We start from the raw sequence: 18,234 nt of genomic DNA, 5'->3' as shown, positions 1-18,234 counted from the left end.
TAAAATAAATCCCTCCTCACCCCCCCCTTTAGTAAAGGGGGGATGGGGGGATTTGGAACCGAAGAAAATGAGAAAAATAAACAGCATAAGTGACCTTGAAAAAATAAAAGAAGAAGGACTTAAATCTCTTTACCCTGAAGAGATGAAGATAAGTGTTGGTATGTCAACATGCGGTTGTGCTACAGGCGCAAAGGGCGTGTATGAAGCTATTCTTGCTGAGGTTGCAAAAGAGAATTTAAAGCCCAGGATAACAATGACAGGATGCATTGGTCTGTGCCATGCAGAACCAATTGTTGATATCTCTATGCCGAAATTCCCACGGATAACATATGGAAAGGTAAAACCTCAGGAAGTTTCAAATATCTTAAAAGACACTATTTCAGGCAAGGTTTCATCAAAGGCAATTGGTAGAACTGATGAGGATAAATTTCCTATTTCCGGTTTTACTAAAAGGCTTTTATCGGATGGCAAATCTCAGCAGGCTTTATCAGTCCCATTGATAAATACTACTCCATTTTATAAGAAGCAGGTGAAGATTGCCATGCGAAACTGTGGCATAATCGACCCGAATAATATTTCTGAATATATAGCCAGAGACGGATACTTTTCGCTTGCAAAGGTTTTAAAGGAGAAAAAGCCTGAGAAGGTAATATCAGATGTTGAAAAATCAGGAATAAGGGGGAGGGGCGGCGCAGGATTCCCGACAGGAAGAAAATGGGCTGTTGCAAGAAAGGCTCAGGGGAAAACAAAATATGTAATCTGTAACGCAGATGAGGGTGACCCGGGGGCATATATGGACCGTTCAATCCTTGAAGGGGACCCACACTCTATAATAGAGGGTATGATTATTGCAGCTTATGCAATTGGAGCAACACAGGGATATATCTATGTCAGGTCTGAATACCCGATTGCAATAGAGAAACTTGAGACTGCTTTAAAGATGGCAAGAGATGCAGGGCTTCTTGGTAAAGGAATTATGAAAACAGGTTTTGACTTTGATATTAAGATTACTCAGGGAGCCGGAGCTTTTGTTTGCGGTGAAGAGACAGCGCTTATAAGATCAATTGAAGGTAGCTGGGGTGAGCCGAGACAGAGACCTCCCTACCCGGCAATTGCAGGGCTCTGGGATATGCCAACAGTCATCAACAATGTTGAGACACTTGCAAATATCCCGGCAATAATTGCAAAGGGCGCAGAATGGTTCTCATCAATGGGAACCAAAGACAGCAAGGGAACAAAGGTGTTTTCACTTGTGGGCAAGATTAAAAATGTCGGGCTTGTTGAAGTGCCTATGGGCATTACGCTCTCTGAAATCATATTTGATATTGGAGGTGGCATCCCAAAAGATAAAAAGGTCAAAGCAGTTCAGACAGGAGGTCCTTCAGGTGGATGCATACCTGCAAATATGCTGAATTTACCAATTGATTATGATGAGCTTAAAAAAGCAGGCTCTATCATGGGTTCAGGCGGAATGGTTGTGATGGATGAGGATACCTGCATGGTGGATATTGCAAAATATTTTCTGAGCTATTTAGAAGATGAATCCTGCGGCAAGTGTGTTCCGTGCAGAGTTGGGGTAAGAAAGATGAGGGAGATTGTTGAGGATATTACAAGGGGAAATGGAAGGGCAGAAGATATAGAACTTCTGGAAGAGATGGCACAGTCTATCAAGGATGGCTCTTTCTGTAACTTAGGAGCCACCGCGCCAAATCCTGTGCTGACAACTCTGCGATATTTCAGAGATGAATATGAGGCGCATATAAATGAGAAGAAATGTCCGGCTGGTGTATGCAAGAAACTTATAAAATACCGTATTGAACCCTCTACCTGTATTGCATGCGGGAAATGCATTGAAGCATGCCCTGTTGATGCAATAACAGGAGAAAAGAAAAAGGCTCATGTTATTGATGTTAAGAAATGCACCAAGTGTTCTGCATGCAAGGAGATTTGCCCGGTTGATGCAGTGGTGACAAAGTAAAAGAATTAAGAAGTAAGAAGTAGGACAGCCGTCTCGGCTGTCTCTCGAATATGCAAAGAGAAAATGTAGAAACAGGTCTTCAGACCTGTTAATAACAGACCTAAAGGTCTGTTATTACAAATATCAAAATACAGAAAACAGATGGGAAAAATGCTGAGTATAAAAATTAATGGAATAAAAACAGAAGCCAAAGAGGGTGCTACAATCCTTGATGTTGCAAGGCAGGAGATGATTTATATTCCGACTTTGTGCCATCATGATTCCATGAAGCCCTATGGCGGGTGCAGGCTGTGCGCTGTGGAAATTGGCGAGAACAGTAATTCAAGGATTGTTTCATCATGCCAGTATATTGTTGAAGACGGACTTGTTGTAAGAACAGATACAGATAGGGTTAAAAAAGTAAGGGAGCTGGTTTTAAGGCTTCTTCTGATAGATGCATCAGAAAACAGCAAACTCCTTGAGCTTGCAGAGCGCTTGAAAGTAAAAAAGATAGAAAGATTCAAAAGCAAGAATGAACCGTGTATTCTCTGCGGCTTGTGTATCAGGGCATGCAGGGAGATTGTAGGTGTTTCAGCAATTGATTATGTGAAGAGAGGATATGAACGGGTTGTCGCCTCTCCATTTTTCAAAAAGTCAAAAGACTGTATTGGCTGCGGGACCTGTTTTTATGTGTGCCCGACAGGTGCTGTGAAGATGCACGAGATTGAAGAGGGTGAAAAGGCTCAAATACCTGAGGGAGAAGAGATTAATGGACCGGCAATGATTATTGATAACTGGAAAGTCGGGTTTGACTATAAAAAATGCAAGGTATGCGGGGAGAGTTTTATTCCTTCAAAGCAGGTAGAGTTTATAAGAGAGAAAGTAAAGGTGCAGGATGAATTTTTTGAAACATGCCTGATGTGCAAGAAAGAGGAAGTGAAAAAATCTAAACCCTAATATTTTTGGAATTTAACTTATGAAAGTAGATAGAGATATATGTGCGGGGTGCGGTGGTTGTGTCAATCAATGCCCGAGGGTTGCAATAAGGTTTATTGACAATAAATCTTATATTGACCAGCTTTCGTGTATCGAATGCGGGACCTGCAGGGCAGTTTGCGGTGTTACTGCAATATATTCTGACTGCCGTTTCCCTGATGTTATTTCCCTTAATTTTGAGAGCAATCCGTTTACAGAAGAAGCTGACAGCTGACAGCTTTCAGCTAACAGCTAAAAGGTTTTAGTTATGCTTAAGAACAAATATGACATGGTGGTAATCGGGGCAGGGCCCGCAGGATTGATGACAGCAAAAACTGCTGCTGAAGAAGGATTGAGTGTTCTTCTTATGGATATGAAAAGGGATATCCCCAGGATTGACAGGTCATGCTGTACGATGCTTATAAATGAGGTAAGTACCCACGGAGATAACTGCAGTATTGTAGATAACAATATCCATTATGAAAAACTCGGCTTGAAGGTTAAATACACAGGGCAATGGGCTAAACTGGAACAGTCAATAAGAATTACTCCGGGCGGAAAAAAACTTATAATGAGCAACCCCAATGGAGTTTCTATTGCCTATAATAAGGAAGTGCTTTTGCGGGGGCTTTTAGAAGATGCAGAAAAACTTGGCGTTGATGTTCTGACAGAGACATTTGGGCTGAAGGCTGAGAATATAAAAAAAGATGAGGTCAGGGTATCCTTCCGCGGAAACCGTTCAAGGGCTGTAAAGGATGTGAAATGCCGTGTTGCTGTTGCAGCAGACGGAGTGAATTCGCAGATTGTTCTTGGGCTTGAAGCCTTTAGAAAAAGAAAATTTTTCATAACCTTCCGTGTAGCTTCTTATTTTCTGGAAGGCGTGGAATCTCCATTTCCTCCTGCATTTATAATTTTTGTTGGAAGAGGGCATACACCGGATGGTAATGGTGCAATATATATGCTTGATAAGCACCTTGCAGATGCAAAACCCGGCGATAAGCCAATTATTGACCTGATGTATGCAACGCCTGTTATTAAATCATCAAACAAAATCGGGATTGATAATTTTCTGAAAAACGGGAAATTCAGCCACTGGTTCAGGAGTGCAAAGGTTGTCCATACAGCAGCAGCAACACTTAATTTTTATACCTGTATTCAGGAACCTGCTGAGGGAAATATAATAGCTGTCGGCGATGCGCCATCATTTATTGAAACCTACTGTCAGGGAGCAATGATGTATGGCTATAAGGCTGGAAAAGTTTCTGCGCAGCATCTCAAGACCAACTGCGGATATAAGGAATATACAGACTACTGGAAGAAAACATTTGAGTATTGCTGGCCCGGTGAGATTGAAAAAGCCCTGAAGGGATACGGCATCGGTTTTTTAAATGATGATGAGATTGATTATCTGTTCGGCCTTACTGATAATGAGATTTATGATGGTTATGTGAGTGAAAATACTGCGCCTGCAGTGATGAAGGATGCTTTTATGTCCAAGATGGACAGGGTGAAAAAAGAGAGGCCTGAGATTGCTGAAAAGTTTTTGAAATTCCACCAGTCTAATGCCCACGAGGTTCTGGAAAAGACAAAGTAAGAGCAAAGCATTATTTTCCGCTTATTCTTTTTTTTCCTTAAGATAAACTGTGCGGTGCGGGAATGGTATTTCTATGCCTTCCTCTTTGAATCTTTTAAAAATCCTTTTTCTTAGTTCGTGTTGGACAGTATACTGGTCAACAAACTCCCTGACATGGCATATGAGAGTAAAATCAAGGGAGCTTTCGCCAAATCCCGGGATAAATCTCACAAAGGGTTCCGGGTCCCCAAGCAGTCCCTGAACCTCTCCAACTGCTTTTTTTGCTTCATCAGCAAGCACCCTTTCAATCTTCTCAGGGTCTGAAGAGTAGCTTACGCTTACCTTAATTGGCAGAGACATCATTTTTTCCGGCAGGAAATAGTTTGTCATTGTACTTTGCGCAAGTTTGCTGTTTGGAATTACAACAATGTTGTTAGGAAGCATTTTTATCCTGGTTGTTCTCCATGTAATGTCCTCAACGTAGCCTTCCTGACCTGTTTCAAGTTTTATAAAGTCACCGATTCTTATAGACTTTTCAACCAGTATGTGAATGCCGGCAAAAAGGTTTGCCATCGTATCCTGAAGCGCAAGGGCAACAGCCAAACCTCCGACACCGAGCGCAGTAAGCAGAGGTGTTATTGAAATGCCAAGAACATTGAGAATAATCAATACACCTATCACAATAACCGTCCCTTTTAAAATCCCGTTTGCAAGCCCAGTTGTAGGAATCTGGAGATTTAATTTCTGAACATAATTTCTGAATATTTTTGATAATATGTTTGCAATGGTGATGGTTATGGAAAAAATTATCAATACATGGATGGTTTTGTTCAGATGAATTACATACTTTTTAGGAAACTCGGAGACTGCGATACCAATATAAATGCCGATGGCGACTGACCAGTATATAGACGGGGTTTTTAATATGTTTACTATTATGTCATCAATCCTTGTCTCTGTTTTTTCTGCCCACCTGTTAAGGATTTTAAATGAAATGGCTCTGATTATCAGCAATACCAGAATAGTTGTTAATGCTATGATTGATGGAATAACTATTATGTTAAAATTAATATCCATCTTTTTCTCCTAAAATATTTTAGAAGTTAGCCTTTTAAAAAGTTTATTTTTAAAGTCCTGAACTTTTATAATTTTTATGATGTGTTTCTGAGAAAGCTTTAAACAGAATTATTGCTCTAATTATAATTTATTATGGAACAGAACCAATTGTCAACCCTGTTTCAAGATAGATATGGTATCTTTTTCAAACATTGTTCCCTCTTTTACAAAAAGTGAAACCAACCGTTGCAGAATTCTTCTGCTAATAAAAGATTCTTAAAAGCATCAATCCCAAAATCTTCTTTCCCCATCCAGGCTTTATGTGCAAGGATTACGAGTATGGGGAGGATTGCCGGAAGTGGAGTGGGAAGTTACTTTTCTAATAAAAAAAAGAGACCGGCAGGCTGTCCCAAAATGCGCATTTTTTGAAAACTCGTTTCCTGAACTGGCAATAACATACTCAATAACGAGTAATTTTGTTTTATGAGTGTTATTTTATTTCGCAAAAGATATCAATTTACTATCTACAGTGGTAAACTATTTTTGAAGATTTAATTTTGGGACAGCCTGCCGTTCCCTTTTTCTAATTAAGGTCTTTTATGAATTTGAAAGAACGCGGGGTAACCTTTGCTCTTGTCTTTTCGTACTCTTCTAAAATAGGTTTCCAACGTTTAATAATAACTTGATCTTTAATTTGCATTTATGCCTTCTTTGGTTATATATTATATCAAAAGAGTTACCTAATTAGTGAGCATGAACAACAGTTCTCTTTAATCCCGCACCGCCGGATAAAAACCTGAACTACCTGAGGTTTTGATTTTAAGAAAAATGTACCGGTTATATTTTTTAATCCAAGCAAAAGAGCATTTTTTGAAAGAATTGAGAGAGAATCCGCTATGAAAACAAATGAAGGTTTATGGAAATTAAGCCCGAGCGGTTTATATGGATACACAAGTTGCAAGTCTTGTTTTTGGGTAGATAATCATTATAAAAAGGCTCCGATGCTTCCTTTGCTTTTGAATAGCGCTATGGATAGCATTTTAAAAGCGCGTTATGACAAATACCGCGAGCAGGAGATGTTCCCTCCGGAAACAAGCGCACTACTTCAAGAGAACATTAAACCGTTCACCGATTTAAACACCCTTAATGTATGGCGGACAAGTTCAAATGCTTTAAAGGTTGTAAGTATTGATGCTGGGTATGTTCTTACAGGGAAAATTGATGATGTTCTGGTTGAGTATGATGGACGGTTAATTCCGGCAGATTATAAATCTTCAGGCAATGCCCCTGCTGAAGATAAACAGAAATATTACATAGATCAGCTTGCCGCCTATGGCTTCATGTTTATGAAACACGGACACAGGGTTTCAGACCGAGCCTATCTTTTTCATTATTTTGTTAAGGATAAAAATGACCCTTCAATTGAAGTAAAGTTTGACAGCCATATTGATTTGGTTAAGATTGATGTTAGTTCGATGGAAAAAAAATTAGAGGATATGGTCAAGCTTTTAAACAGCCCATATCCGGGCTATAATCCAGAGTGTGAGGTCTGTTCGTATCACAAAGGAAGAACAGGCGTTTTTGAATGATTTTTAGAAAAATTTAAGGAAATCTTCTCTTTACCCCCCCCCAGCCGGCTTGACAGGTACGATAGCCAGGTTCTTAATCCATGTGAAAATTGCATATGAATCAGGATAATACTTCTTGACATTATTGTAATAAAGTTTATAAGTTAGATTAACTATTTGAAAATAAGCATAATTATTTAAGGGAGCCTGGAGATGAAAAAAGTTTTAGCTTACGTAAATACTCAACAATACAAGAAAATACAAGAGGAAGCTCTTGAAAAGAAAGTCTCAGTTGCTAAAATTATGAAGGCAGCTTTTACTGAATATTTTAAGGAAAATAATATCTCTAAAGTCTAATTCTAGCTATAATTAATTATACTGGTTCTCTTTTTAATCTGATTCTACTTGCCATATTCCCTTGATTCCAAGAAATCTCTTTACCATTTCTTTCTCTCAACAAAACAAATATGATTGTATTTTAGCCAAAGTGAGGCTATAATTACTTTGTATTTTAGACAAATTATTTTTGAAGGGTGGTATAATGCGCAGGGACATTGAAAAAGAGTTGGTTTCCTGGCGCCCGTAGCTCAGCTGGATAGAGCGTCGGACTTCGAATCCGCAAGTCGCACGTTCGAATCGTGCCGGGCGCGATAAATGGATAAGTTACCAGATTAGAATAATTTAACTAAGCAGGAAACTTATATATTGTGAAAAGGGCTTGTCACAGCACCAGTTTTTACAAACTGTGACATAATGTAGCCGCAACCTTTAGGTTTGCGAATAAAAATTTTTTAATATCAATAAGTTTAGCGCAGGCTAAAGCCTGCGGCTACCATTAAAACATAAGTTGTGACACAGTCTGTAACTATTCCATTGACTTGAAAACATTGTTTGTTTATAATATTGCGCAAATGTGCATATGTACAATATTGCAAGTTTATGAAAAAGATAATTGAAATTTTTAAAGCTCTTTCTGAGGAAAACAGACTCCGGATTTTTAACCTTGTTCTTTTGTCCAATCAGGAGATATTTGCGGGGGAGATTTCAAACGCCCTTAAGAAACCCCAGTATACCATTTCACGCCATATCGGGATTCTTATTAAAAGCGGATTAATTAAACAGAGGAGGGATGGTGCAAGGATTTTCTATTCCCTTTCAGAAAAGACAAAGGAGTTGAGGATAAACCTGCTGCAGTTTCTTGATATGATTGGGGGAGATTTTCAAAATATTTTTAAAGAAGATTTTGAGGGGTTGAGGGAGCAGATTGAAAAAAGAAAGGATGGAAAGGTTTTAAATAGTAATGGGGATAAGCTTGAATAATAAATCTTCTGAAATTAATAATGAACTTGAAAAATTAATACAGTCAACAGGGAAAAGACTTTTCAGAAGGGTTCAGGAGGAGACAGAAACTTTCATTAACTCAAGATGGTGGGAATCTCAGGTCCTTGAATGGTGTATGAAGGACAATTTTCTGAAAACGAAAATTTTAAGGTTCATTGATGTCTTTCCTGCGCTCAAGACTCCAAAACAGGTAATAAAATACCTCAGAGAATATTTTCCTGACCCTGAACACCGCCTGCCAATTCCTTTAAGGATTGGTGTTTCTGCAACAAAACTGCCCTTTCTGACTTCAAGAGCACTTTATTCGATTGTTAATCTGGGTGTTACAAAGATGGCAAAACAGTTTATTCCGGGCTCCACTGTTGAACAGGCTTTTGATGTGGTTAAGAACCTTAAAAAAGAGAATATGGATTTTACAATTGATATACTCGGTGAAGCCACTACAAGCGAACTTCAGGCTGAAATTTATATGAAGCGCTACATTGAGCTGATTAGAGAATTGTCTGAGTTTTTTCAGAGAGAAGTTGTCAGGACAGATACAGATAAGTCTTATCCAATAAATGTATCAATCAAACTTTCCTCCCTGTATTCTCAGTTCAATCCTGTTGACCCTGAAGGTACAGGCAAAGAGGTAAAAGAGCGTTTGAGAAAAATACTTAGGATAGCAAGGGAGTTTAATACATTTGTAAACATAGATATGGAGCAGTACTGCTACAGGGATTTAACTATAAGGATTTTTAAAGAGATTTTTGAAGAAGATGAGTTTTCAGACTTTGAAGGTGCAGGTTTGGTGGTTCAGGCTTATCTGAAAGATTCAGGCAGAATGGTTGATGATATTCTAAGCTGGGCAAAACAGAAAAGAAGAAAAGGTTTTACAATACGCCTTGTAAGAGGTGCCTACTGGGATTATGAAGTAATTTCTGCAAGACAGAAAGGATGGGAGATTCCTGTTTTTACCCAGAAACGGGAAACAGATGCAAACTTTGAAAGAATTGCTGAAACTCTTTTAAGGAACAGCGATGTTGTCAGGACCGCAATAGCAAGCCATAATTTCAGAAATATTGCCCACGCAATTGCGATGACAACGTTTCTAAATATTCCTGATGACAGGATTGAATTTCAACTACTCTATGGGATGGGTGATACAATAAAGAAAGCCATTGTTTCGATGGACTTTCCTGTAAGGGTCTACATACCATTTGGTGAGCTTATACCGGGAATGGGTTATCTTGTAAGAAGGCTTCTTGAAAACAGCTCAAATGTATCATTCCTGATGCAGAGCTTTGCTCATAGGCTAAATGAAGAAACTTTATTTCAAAATCCCCTTAACCAGAAACCAAGTAATTTTGGAACAATGATTTCTCCAGAAGGTTCAAAGGAGCATGAACCTTTTACAGATTTTTCAAAAGAAGAAAACAGGAACTATATGGAGAAGGCTCTTGCTTCTGCAAGAAAAGATTTATCCGGAGAATACCCTCTCGTGATTGATGGGAAGAAAATTTATACAAACGATAAAATTCTTTCCTTAAACCCTTCTGACCCTGATGAAGCAATAGGGGAAGTTTCAAAAGCCTCCAGAGAACATGCAGAGCTTGCTGTTGATTCTGCATTAAAGGCTTTTAAATCGTGGCAGTATGTTCCAGCTAACAAGCGTTCTGAATATCTTATTGCCGCAGCAAAAGTTATGAGGCAGAGGAGGTTTGAGCTTGTAGCGCTTCAGGTCTATGAAGTTGGAAAGAACTGGGAGGAAGCTGATGCTGATGTTGCTGAGGCAATTGATTATCTTGAATACTACGCCTCAGAGATGAATCGCCTTGAGAAGCCAAGGATTCTGCAGCATATACCAGGAGAAACAAACGAATATATGTACAAGCCAAGGGGAGTTGGAGTTGTAATTGCTCCGTGGAATTTTCCTCTGGCAATTTTAACAGGAATGACATCTGCAGCAGTTGTTGCTGGAAATACAGTGGTTATGAAACCTGCAGAGCAGTCCTCTGTTACTGCTTTTAAGTTTATGGAAATATTAATTGAGGCAGGGCTGCCGCCAGGAGTGGTGAACTATCTTCCGGGCATTGGAGAAGAGGTTGGGGAATATCTTGTCAGGAACCCAAAGACAAGTTTCATTGCATTTACAGGCTCACATGAGGTTGGAACATATATTAACAGGATTGCATCTGAGATAAAGGAAGGGCAGGAAGGAATCAAAAGGGTTATTGCAGAAATGGGAGGGAAAAACGCAATTATTGTTGATGATGATGCTGATATTGATGACGCTGTTAAGGGAACCTTGTCTTCTGCTTTTGGTTATCAGGGGCAGAAATGCTCAGCCTGTTCAAGGGCAATTGTTCTTAAGGGCATATATGAAGATTTTCTGAGAAAGCTTGCTGAAAGCGCTAAAGGCGTAAAAATTGGAAACCCTGTTCAGCCGGCAGTAACAATTGGTCCCTTGATTGATGAGGAGGCTTTTAACAAGGTAAGCAGGTATGTTGAAGCTGGTAAAAAAGATGGTCAACTTGTTCTTGAAACAGGAAAAGATAATTTGCCTCAAAAGGGATATTTTATAGGTCCGACAATTTTTGCAGATGTAAACCCTGATTCAGCAATTGCACAGGAGGAAATATTTGGTCCGGTTCTTTCAGTGATAAAAGCAGAAAATTTTAATAAAGCCATTGATATTGCCAACAACACAAAATATGCGCTTACAGGCGGGTTATATTCAAGAAGCCCTGAACATATAAGGATTGCGCGGGAAAGATTTCAGGCAGGAAACTTCTATATCAACAGAAAAATAACAGGTGCTGTTGTATGCCGTCAGCCATTTGGTGGGTTTAAAATGTCAGGTATTGGTTCAAAAGCAGGCGGACCAGATTACCTTGTTCAGTTCATGATTCCTGTCACAATCACAGAAAACACTCTGCGCCACGGTTTTGCCGCTGAGGAGGAGTATTAAATTATTTTTTTTACAAAATCTTCTATTACCAGGTTAGCCACCTGCAGGTCTGCTGCAATCCAGATGACTTTGTCATCTTTACAGAGAAAAAAATGTTTTTGGCTCATACCGTAAACTGAATAAAATGTCTGAGAACCTGTCTGTTCTTTTTTAAGCCCTTTAAAAATCTCGTGGCTGTTACCAATCCTTTTTACCATCCAGTCAATGAGCCTTTTGGCAAGCTTTTCGTGTTTTGCAACAGAGTAATAGACTGTAGCTTTTCCATCTTTTTCTTCATAATTTGCCACATATCCGTTAATCAAACCCATCTTCCTTCCATGAAGCATAAATATCTCTTTAAGCGCCTCTTTTCCTGTTTTATATTTTCCAAGTTTAAGATTTCCAATAGAATCAGGGGGTTTTATTGGGGCTAATGGTTTGCTGTTACAGGAATAAAAACAAAGCAGTAAAAAAAGAGCCAGATATGGAATTTTACTGTATTTTTTCATTTAAATTCCTGAATTTAATTGTTGCTTTTCAATCTATTGTGAACTATATTAATTATACTAAAATATTATCATGAGGGAAATAAAAATGTTTAAACCAAATAGTATAAAGTGGTTATTTATCTTTATCATTACTGGTCTTTTTATAATGTCTTCAGGCATTGTAAAAGGTTCGTCTAATCCCTATTATATTGGTCCATCAGGCGACATTGAAGGGGTTGTGGCGGATGATTCAGGAAGCCCTGTCTCAGGCGCAAATATTTATTACACAGCCGGTGACGGCAATATGTGGTATGGTTTTTACTATGCTGTAAGTGATGAGCAGGGAAAATTCAGCATAACAAATGTTATTCCCGGAAGCGGTACCCTGACTGCAAATGCCAAGTGGTATAATGAAGGAAAGGCAGAGAATGTTGAAGTAACTGAAAACAGCATAACAGAGCAGGATGTGGTTCTTACTCTGGTTGATACAGGAACTATAAGCGGAACTGTAACTAAAACTAACTCATCAACAGAAGACCCTATTGCAGGAATTACAGTGTCAGCTTTCCCTACCTATTATTTCCCTGAAATGATGAAAGACGGGAAAATGTCAGGCGGGATGAAAGATATGTCAATAGTTAAGAAGGATAACGGGCTTGCTATGCAGAGAATCAATCCTTCAAAAATTAAAAAAGAGAAAGCAAGGATTGACAAAAAGCACAGAGGCAAAGGGAAAAAGAAACCTACAAAAGAGGAAGAAAAGGCGACACAGAGTTTTGCAGGGCTTTTCTTCCCTAACTATTATATGTATGAAAGCATAACCCCCGCTATTACAGACAGCGAGGGAAAATACTCCTTTGAAAACCTTCCTAAAGGGAACTACTCGATTTATATTGACCTTGAAGCCAAAAGCGGATTTGAGAGACCTAAGGAGCAATATATTGAGGTTCTGGGCAATGATGCTCAGGAAATTGATTTTAAACTCAGTCCTCTGAAAACAGGTAGTGTAAGCGGTAGGGTAATAAACCCGATAAACCCGAAAGAAAACCCTGTTTCTGGCGCTATGGTTGATATTTATAATGATACCTTTTACGGGTATACAGTCACAGATGCAGATGGGAACTACTCAATGCTTTCTGTCCCTAAAGGGGAATACCAGATAAGTTCTTTCAGCCAGTATTCCTGGATTGCAAGCAAGCTGTATAGTGTTTCTGTTGAGGAGGGCAAGAACTCAGTTGTTGAGGATATAAAATTTAAAGAATATGAATATATTATGCCGGATGAAGGGGAAGATACAGGCGGCGATGGTGATTTTATGGATATGGGTAAGGATAAGATGAAAGAAAAGAATATGGGGATGTAGGTTAAAAAAAATCAAAAATCAAATTTAGTATTTAAAACAGGGATTCAAAATTTTGAACCCCTGTTTTTTTTAATTTTTATAATTTGAATTTTATTTAGAATTTAGATATCAGGGTTTAGGATTTAATTATTTATGTCAAAACACTTATTTTTAGTTGACGGTTCTTCTTATATCTACAGGGCATTCCATGCGACACCTCACCTTTCAAATTCAAAGGGGATTCCGACAAATGCAATCCTTTCATTTACCAATATGATAAGGAAATTTATTAAGGATAATAGCCCTGAGTACTTTGCCATAGCCTTTGACAGAAAAGAGGAGACCTTCAGGCATCAGGAATTTAAAGACTACAAGGCACAGCGCCCGCCGATGCCTGAGAATTTAGTACCTCAGATACCTTATATTAAGAAAATAGTTGAACTGCTGAATATTCCCCTTCTTGAAATGGCAGGGTTTGAGGCAGATGATGTTCTCGGAACGGTTTCTTTAAAGGCAGTAAACACGGGCTTTAGAGTGACAATTGTAACCGGCGATAAAGACCTTATGCAGCTTGTTGAGGACAATCTGGAGCTTTTTGATTCAATGACCGGGAAAAGGACAGGAATAAAAGAGGTAGAGGAAAAATTTGGTGTTTTGCCTGAGAAAGTAGCGGATGTTCTCGGGTTAATGGGAGATTCATCAGACAATATCCCCGGAGTTCCGGGCATAGGACCAAAAACAGGAATGAAACTGATTCAGGAGTTTTCGAGCCTTGAAAATCTTTTAAATAATTTAAAAAATATCAAACAGGCTAACCTCAGGGAAAAACTTGAGACTTATAAAGAGCAGGCTATTTTGAGCAAGAGGCTTGCTACTATTAAAAAAGATGTTCCGATTGAAACTGATATTGAATCCTTTAAAATCAAAGAGCCAAACAGGGATGAAATTGTAAAGCTTTTTACTGAACTTGAATTCAAAAACCTTCTAAAAGAATATGCGGGTTGATTTTTTGGTTGAGTTAAAAGTTAATTAGCAATTGCGGTTTTTAAAAAGCCTAATGGCTGGTGTCAGAGGCGGCAATAGCCCGTCCACTGGGTTTAATTATTATGCAATCTTCTTCTGCTTTTTAATAATTTCAGTTAAGGATCGCAGTGCTTGATTTACTGAGTCATGGTCAGGGAAAAATTTTGCAACATCGGGTTCAATAACTATAACATTTGTTCCTTCTTTGTACCTTTCAGCATATTTTCCCCGAATGCCCTTGCTGAAATCATATTCTTCAAGCATGTCTGGATCTTTTCGCATTCTCTTCATATTGTTTCCTTTCATTTCTTGTTGTTTTTCTTGCGCTTATTATCCTGATTTTATCTCCTCTTTCTGTGTGAACAACTACCAGAAGGCGATTTTCACAGGAATTCCCAATTAAAATAAACCTGTCTTCTTTATCAGAATGCAGAGGGTCGTAAATAGTTAATGATAAGGTGTCTTTGAAAGCTGTGCTTGCCTCATCAAAAGATACGCCGTGAGTTTTTATATTTTTTCTTGCCTTGTTCAGATCCCATTCAAATAAAAGCATATCTTGTCAGTTTCTATTGTCTTATTATAACTGTTATAATTGAGTTTGACAATACCTTTTCATCGTTTTTGTTAATAAATCCACAATAAAATCTTATCTAATTCACGTGGTGAAAGAGCAATATCATACTTATTCTTGATGAACCTATTAAGTGAATATGCTTTTAGATAAAATGATGTATATGTTGAATCATAATTTAAATATTTATCATTTGCCAATTTAGGTACCAGTTTTCTCAATGAATTTGCAGCTCTTGAATCGAATAAATAAAAAAGATTTGGACGGTGAAAGTGTAAATATTTTGAAGCAAGAGACCTCTTGTTTAGTTCTGTAATGCTCACAAATAAATCTACTAAATATTTATGGGTTTCTAAAATTAATTCAATATTGAAGTCGGAAATCTCTTTATATATATCCAATCTGGATAGATAATGATCTAATCTTGATTTAATCATTGCTGGTGCAACTATTTTCTCATAAAACATTTCATTATCTTCACCTTTATGATTTTTATTTTTACGTCGCTCTATAGAAGCAGCGTAAGATCTACCTATTAACCATATTTTCGCCAATACTTCAGACTTGTTCTTATGGTTTGGATATTTTAAGCATAAATTATAAAGCACTTGGTTGCCTAAATCCCATGTGGCAATTTTTGCGTACTTAAGATTTTGTTTGTCAAAAAGTATAGTTGTATTCATGGGTAATATAGAAGTCAGTGAATGGGAAAAGATCAACCGATGTATACCATTCGAGATTTGAAGTTACAATATCACTCATGTAGTTATTGTGAATCTTTTAAACTCTAACATTTACTTTCAAGCTTTATTCTGCAATTAAAAAAAATATATAGCGAAAGAATTTATTGTCAAGATATTCTTGCATACTTAAAGGAATTTAAAAAATCCCCCTTGACTTTGTCATTCCTTGCAGCAATAAATTGAATAAAATTTCATAATAGAAATTAGAATTTCAAAGTGTAAAGTTCAAAGGACAGCTATGAGAGCAAAGAGAAGGTTTTTAATATTTGTTTTTCTTTTATTCCTGCCATTAACGATTCTATTAGCTCCAAGTTCATGTAAGCGCGAAAAGGTGGATATTGATGCAAACAAAAAGGTAGTTTCACTGCCTAAAAATGAGGAACCCAAAAAAGAGGTTATAAAGTTTGGAGTGATTTCCAGATATAATCCAATGGTAATGTATGAAAATTACCAGCCAATTATGGATTATTTGACTGCAAGCACACCATATAAATTTGAGCTTAAGCTCGGTTCAACATACAATGAGACAGAGGATGACCTTCATTACGGAGTGACTGATATTGCATCCCTTGGTGGAGTGACTTTTATTGATTGCAACCTGAAATTCAATGCCAAGAGTATCCTGCGTCCAAGAACAAGCAGTGGAGATATTTTCTATAGAAGCATAATTATAACAAAAGAGGACAACAATATATATTCGTTGAATGACCTTAAAGGAAAAAGTTTTGCCTTTGCTTCAATCAAATCAACATCTGGGAATTTAATCCCGCGCTATTTGCTCTTTAATCATGGAATAAAGCTTGAAGATTTGAAATCCTATATAAATTTAAGGCACCATGATGCTGTGGCGCAGGCAGTTCTTAAAGGTGAGTATGATGCTGGCGCAGTAAAAGATGTTGTTGCCTTAAAATACAAACCAAGAGGTTTAAGATTTTTAGCTCAATCTGACCCGATTCCAAGTGTCCCTATTACAGTAAGGAAGGATGCTGACCCTAAAATGGTTGAAGCTGTTAAAAAAGTCCTCCTGAAGCTTAATCCGAAAAATCCTTTGGATTGGGAAATTATGAAGAACTGGGATGAGGAATTCAGATATGGTTTTATAGAGGCTCATGATGATGACTATGAACGTATTAAAGAACTTATCCTGGATATCCCAAAAGTCTGCGGAAAAACATGCCACAGAGGACCAAAAGGATGAAAAGAGGTTTAAAAGAGATAAGATGGAGTCTTAAAAGAAGGTATATTGCTTATACAACTACTCTAATAATAGTGCTGATGATTGTTGTGGGATATGTAGAGAAAAATCAGGAAGAAAGGCTTTTAATTGATAAAGCTGAACAGAATGGCATTACTCTGGTAGAAGCCCTTGGGGTTTCCTGCACAAATACACTTTTATATCAGGAATTGGGGTTGATTGAAGAAGGAGGCTTGCTTGACAATTATATTTTGCAGATAATGAAAAATAAAAAGCTTCATGTAGTCTATGCTATGATTCTTGATAAGGATAACAGAATTATTGCTCATAATGATTATAAAAAATATGGCAGGATATACAATGACTCTGTAAGTTTAAAAGCGACTTCAGCAAAAAAGACATTGAAGCAATATTATTATGACCCAATAAAAAAAATTAAAATCCTTGATGTGGCAACTCCGCTTGCTATTTCAACAAAGAAATGGGGAACATTGAGGGTTGGATTTTCAATGGAATTTATGAAGCCATTTTTAATAAAACTCTACATTGAAATAATACTTGTTGCACTTGGATTCATATTTGTTTCTGTTATAATTACTTGGGTTCTTGCCAAAAGATTAACAGAGCCGATTTCAAAGCTTTCAGATGCCATGGACAAAATATCTTCTGATTTATCTCATCCTGAGATTGAAATAAAAAACAGGGATGAAATAGGACTGCTGGGTGAGAAGTTCAATAAAATGATTGACAGGTTACGACAGGCTAAAAAAGACCTGGAAAAGGCACAGTCCCAGATTATTCAATCAGAAAAGCTTGCCTCAATTGGCAGGCTTGCAGCAGGAGTTGCTCATGAGATAAACAATCCACTTGACGGAATTAAGGATTGTTTCCAGATGATTTTAAAAGAACCAGATAACAGGGAACAAACCAGCAAGTACATAAAGCTGATAATGGACGGGCTGAAGAGAATAGAGCTTATTGTTCGCGAGCTTCTTGATTTTTCAAAGGACAGGACCTATGAGATGGAAGAGGTTGATGTCAATGAAATAGCAGAAAGTTCTCTTTCCCTTGTGAATTACAGAATTGAGAAAAAGAAGATAGTTTTCAAAAAAGAGTTTTGTAAGGAGATTACAAAAGTATTTGGCAATAAATATCAACTCCAGCAAGTTTTAATAAACCTGATTATGAATAGTCTTGATGCAGTAGATGGCAGTGGAGTAGTCAAAGTATCTACTGAGAGAGAAAATGGTTTTGTTAACATTAAGGTTTCAGATAATGGAAGTGGGATATCTAAAAATAATTTGAATAAAATTTTCGACCCGTTTTTTACAACAAAGGAACAGGGTAAAGGAACAGGGCTTGGGCTTTCAGTAAGTCTGGGGATTGTAGAAAAGCATAAAGGGAAAATAGAGGCTGAAAGCAAAGAAGGAGTCGGCAGCACATTTAAGGTATCACTGCCTTTGATTAGATAAT

General features: G+C 37.7%; 17 protein-coding genes and 1 tRNA gene. 12 read left to right on the top strand and 6 right to left on the bottom strand.

Annotated features, from left to right (window positions below; genetic code table 11):
* The first annotated feature begins 142 nt into the window (after positions 1-142).
* The 4 genes from A3H37_11185 (at position 143) to A3H37_11170 (ending at position 4,526) form a co-directional block, all read left to right on the top strand.
* Complete coding sequence (locus tag A3H37_11185; GenBank protein ID OGL51046.1) at positions 143-1,978, top strand: NADH dehydrogenase; 1,836 nt, start codon at positions 143-145, stop codon at positions 1,976-1,978.
* A 150-nt stretch (positions 1,979-2,128) separates the two neighbouring features.
* On the top strand, positions 2,129-2,914 hold the full coding sequence (locus A3H37_11180) for a hypothetical protein (GenBank protein ID OGL51045.1): 786 nt from the start codon (positions 2,129-2,131) through the stop codon (positions 2,912-2,914).
* Positions 2,915-2,933: 19 nt separating this feature from the next.
* Positions 2,934-3,167, top strand: coding sequence for a hypothetical protein (locus A3H37_11175; protein ID OGL51029.1), 234 nt, complete (start codon positions 2,934-2,936; stop codon positions 3,165-3,167).
* A gap of 33 nt (positions 3,168-3,200) precedes the next feature.
* Positions 3,201-4,526, top strand: coding sequence for a hypothetical protein (locus A3H37_11170; GenBank protein OGL51028.1), 1,326 nt, complete (start codon positions 3,201-3,203; stop codon positions 4,524-4,526).
* Positions 4,527-4,547: 21 nt separating this feature from the next.
* Here the strand turns inward: A3H37_11170 and A3H37_11165 are convergent, their stop codons facing one another.
* Positions 4,548-5,582, bottom strand: coding sequence for a hypothetical protein (locus tag A3H37_11165; protein OGL51027.1), 1,035 nt, complete (start codon positions 5,580-5,582; stop codon positions 4,548-4,550).
* A 715-nt stretch (positions 5,583-6,297) separates the two neighbouring features.
* Positions 6,298-6,513, bottom strand: a complete 216-nt coding sequence (locus tag A3H37_11160; protein ID OGL51026.1) for a hypothetical protein — start codon at positions 6,511-6,513, stop codon at positions 6,298-6,300.
* 49 nt (positions 6,514-6,562) lie between these two features.
* Here A3H37_11160 and A3H37_11155 point away from each other — a divergent pair, with 49 nt between their 5' ends.
* The 4 genes from A3H37_11155 to A3H37_11140 all read left to right on the top strand — a co-directional run bounded on the left by A3H37_11155 (position 6,563) and on the right by A3H37_11140 (position 11,420).
* Entirely contained in the window at positions 6,563-7,150 is a 588-nt protein-coding gene (locus A3H37_11155) for a hypothetical protein (GenBank protein OGL51025.1), read from the top strand.
* A gap of 555 nt (positions 7,151-7,705) precedes the next feature.
* A tRNA-Arg gene (locus A3H37_11150) sits at positions 7,706-7,779 on the top strand.
* Positions 7,780-8,068: 289 nt separating this feature from the next.
* Entirely contained in the window at positions 8,069-8,449 is a 381-nt protein-coding gene (locus A3H37_11145) for a hypothetical protein (protein ID OGL51024.1), read from the top strand.
* Positions 8,430-11,420, top strand: a complete 2,991-nt coding sequence (locus tag A3H37_11140) for an L-glutamate gamma-semialdehyde dehydrogenase (GenBank protein ID OGL51023.1) — start codon at positions 8,430-8,432, stop codon at positions 11,418-11,420. The genes A3H37_11145 and A3H37_11140 overlap by 20 nt, the downstream gene beginning before the upstream one ends.
* Here the strand turns inward: A3H37_11140 and A3H37_11135 are convergent.
* On the bottom strand, positions 11,417-11,908 hold the full coding sequence (locus tag A3H37_11135) for a hypothetical protein (GenBank protein OGL51022.1): 492 nt from the start codon (positions 11,906-11,908) through the stop codon (positions 11,417-11,419). The genes A3H37_11140 and A3H37_11135 overlap by 4 nt on opposite strands.
* A gap of 85 nt (positions 11,909-11,993) precedes the next feature.
* Here A3H37_11135 and A3H37_11130 point away from each other — a divergent pair, with 85 nt between their 5' ends.
* Both A3H37_11130 and A3H37_11125 read left to right on the top strand, forming a co-directional pair.
* Positions 11,994-13,250, top strand: coding sequence for a hypothetical protein (locus A3H37_11130; GenBank protein OGL51021.1), 1,257 nt, complete (start codon positions 11,994-11,996; stop codon positions 13,248-13,250).
* Positions 13,251-13,382: 132 nt separating this feature from the next.
* Positions 13,383-14,234: a hypothetical protein gene (locus A3H37_11125; protein OGL51020.1), complete on the top strand. Its 852-nt coding sequence runs from the start codon at positions 13,383-13,385 to the stop codon at positions 14,232-14,234.
* Positions 14,235-14,333: 99 nt separating this feature from the next.
* Here A3H37_11125 and A3H37_11120 read toward each other — a convergent pair whose 3' ends face one another.
* The 3 genes from A3H37_11120 to A3H37_11110 form a co-directional block, all read right to left on the bottom strand.
* Positions 14,334-14,558 carry a hypothetical protein gene (locus tag A3H37_11120; GenBank protein OGL51019.1) on the bottom strand — a complete coding sequence of 75 codons (225 nt, stop codon included), beginning with the start codon at positions 14,556-14,558 and terminating at the stop codon, positions 14,334-14,336.
* Entirely contained in the window at positions 14,509-14,805 is a 297-nt protein-coding gene (locus tag A3H37_11115; protein OGL51018.1) for a hypothetical protein, read from the bottom strand. The genes A3H37_11120 and A3H37_11115 overlap by 50 nt, the downstream gene beginning before the upstream one ends.
* A 71-nt stretch (positions 14,806-14,876) precedes the next feature.
* Positions 14,877-15,506 (bottom strand): hypothetical protein, encoded by a 630-nt coding sequence (locus A3H37_11110; GenBank protein ID OGL51017.1) that lies wholly within the window; start codon positions 15,504-15,506, stop codon positions 14,877-14,879.
* Between the two features lie 298 nt (positions 15,507-15,804).
* Here A3H37_11110 and A3H37_11105 point away from each other — a divergent pair, with 298 nt between their 5' ends.
* Together A3H37_11105 and A3H37_11100 are read left to right on the top strand one after the other, a co-directional pair.
* Positions 15,805-16,764, top strand: coding sequence for a hypothetical protein (locus tag A3H37_11105; protein ID OGL51016.1), 960 nt, complete (start codon positions 15,805-15,807; stop codon positions 16,762-16,764).
* A complete protein-coding gene (locus A3H37_11100) occupies positions 16,761-18,233 on the top strand; it encodes a hypothetical protein (GenBank protein OGL51015.1) in 1,473 nt (490 codons plus the stop codon). Before A3H37_11105 ends, A3H37_11100 begins: the two co-directional genes overlap by 4 nt.
* The last annotated feature ends 1 nt before the right edge of the window (position 18,234 follow it).

The sequence above is a fragment of the Candidatus Schekmanbacteria bacterium RIFCSPLOWO2_02_FULL_38_14 genome (assembly GCA_001790855.1).
Classification (GTDB): Bacteria; Schekmanbacteria; GWA2-38-11; order GWA2-38-11; family GWA2-38-11; genus 2-02-FULL-38-14-A.
The sequence above is the reverse complement of the archived record's forward strand: the minus strand, read 5'-3'. Positions and strand labels throughout refer to the sequence as shown.

What these genes read in the sequence shown, in the direction of transcription:
- A3H37_11185 (OGL51046.1), top strand. Translation starts at nt 143, where the DNA reads ATGAAGATAAGTGTTGGTATGTCAACATGCGGTTGTGCTACAGGCGCA.
- A3H37_11130 (OGL51021.1), top strand. Translation starts at nt 11,994, where the DNA reads ATGTTTAAACCAAATAGTATAAAGTGGTTATTTATCTTTATCATTACT.
- A3H37_11180 (OGL51045.1), top strand. Translation starts at nt 2,129, where the DNA reads ATGCTGAGTATAAAAATTAATGGAATAAAAACAGAAGCCAAAGAGGGT.
- A3H37_11115 (OGL51018.1), bottom strand. Translation starts at nt 14,805, where the DNA reads ATGCTTTTATTTGAATGGGATCTGAACAAGGCAAGAAAAAATATAAAA.
- A3H37_11155 (OGL51025.1), top strand. Translation starts at nt 6,563, where the DNA reads ATGCTTCCTTTGCTTTTGAATAGCGCTATGGATAGCATTTTAAAAGCG.
- A3H37_11140 (OGL51023.1), top strand. Translation starts at nt 8,430, where the DNA reads ATGGGGATAAGCTTGAATAATAAATCTTCTGAAATTAATAATGAACTT.
- A3H37_11175 (OGL51029.1), top strand. Translation starts at nt 2,934, where the DNA reads ATGAAAGTAGATAGAGATATATGTGCGGGGTGCGGTGGTTGTGTCAAT.
- A3H37_11120 (OGL51019.1), bottom strand. Translation starts at nt 14,558, where the DNA reads ATGAAAGGAAACAATATGAAGAGAATGCGAAAAGATCCAGACATGCTT.
- A3H37_11135 (OGL51022.1), bottom strand. Translation starts at nt 11,908, where the DNA reads ATGAAAAAATACAGTAAAATTCCATATCTGGCTCTTTTTTTACTGCTT.
- A3H37_11125 (OGL51020.1), top strand. Translation starts at nt 13,383, where the DNA reads ATGTCAAAACACTTATTTTTAGTTGACGGTTCTTCTTATATCTACAGG.
- A3H37_11110 (OGL51017.1), bottom strand. Translation starts at nt 15,506, where the DNA reads ATGAATACAACTATACTTTTTGACAAACAAAATCTTAAGTACGCAAAA.
- A3H37_11145 (OGL51024.1), top strand. Translation starts at nt 8,069, where the DNA reads ATGAAAAAGATAATTGAAATTTTTAAAGCTCTTTCTGAGGAAAACAGA.
- A3H37_11105 (OGL51016.1), top strand. Translation starts at nt 15,805, where the DNA reads ATGAGAGCAAAGAGAAGGTTTTTAATATTTGTTTTTCTTTTATTCCTG.
- A3H37_11170 (OGL51028.1), top strand. Translation starts at nt 3,201, where the DNA reads ATGCTTAAGAACAAATATGACATGGTGGTAATCGGGGCAGGGCCCGCA.
- A3H37_11100 (OGL51015.1), top strand. Translation starts at nt 16,761, where the DNA reads ATGAAAAGAGGTTTAAAAGAGATAAGATGGAGTCTTAAAAGAAGGTAT.
- A3H37_11165 (OGL51027.1), bottom strand. Translation starts at nt 5,582, where the DNA reads ATGGATATTAATTTTAACATAATAGTTATTCCATCAATCATAGCATTA.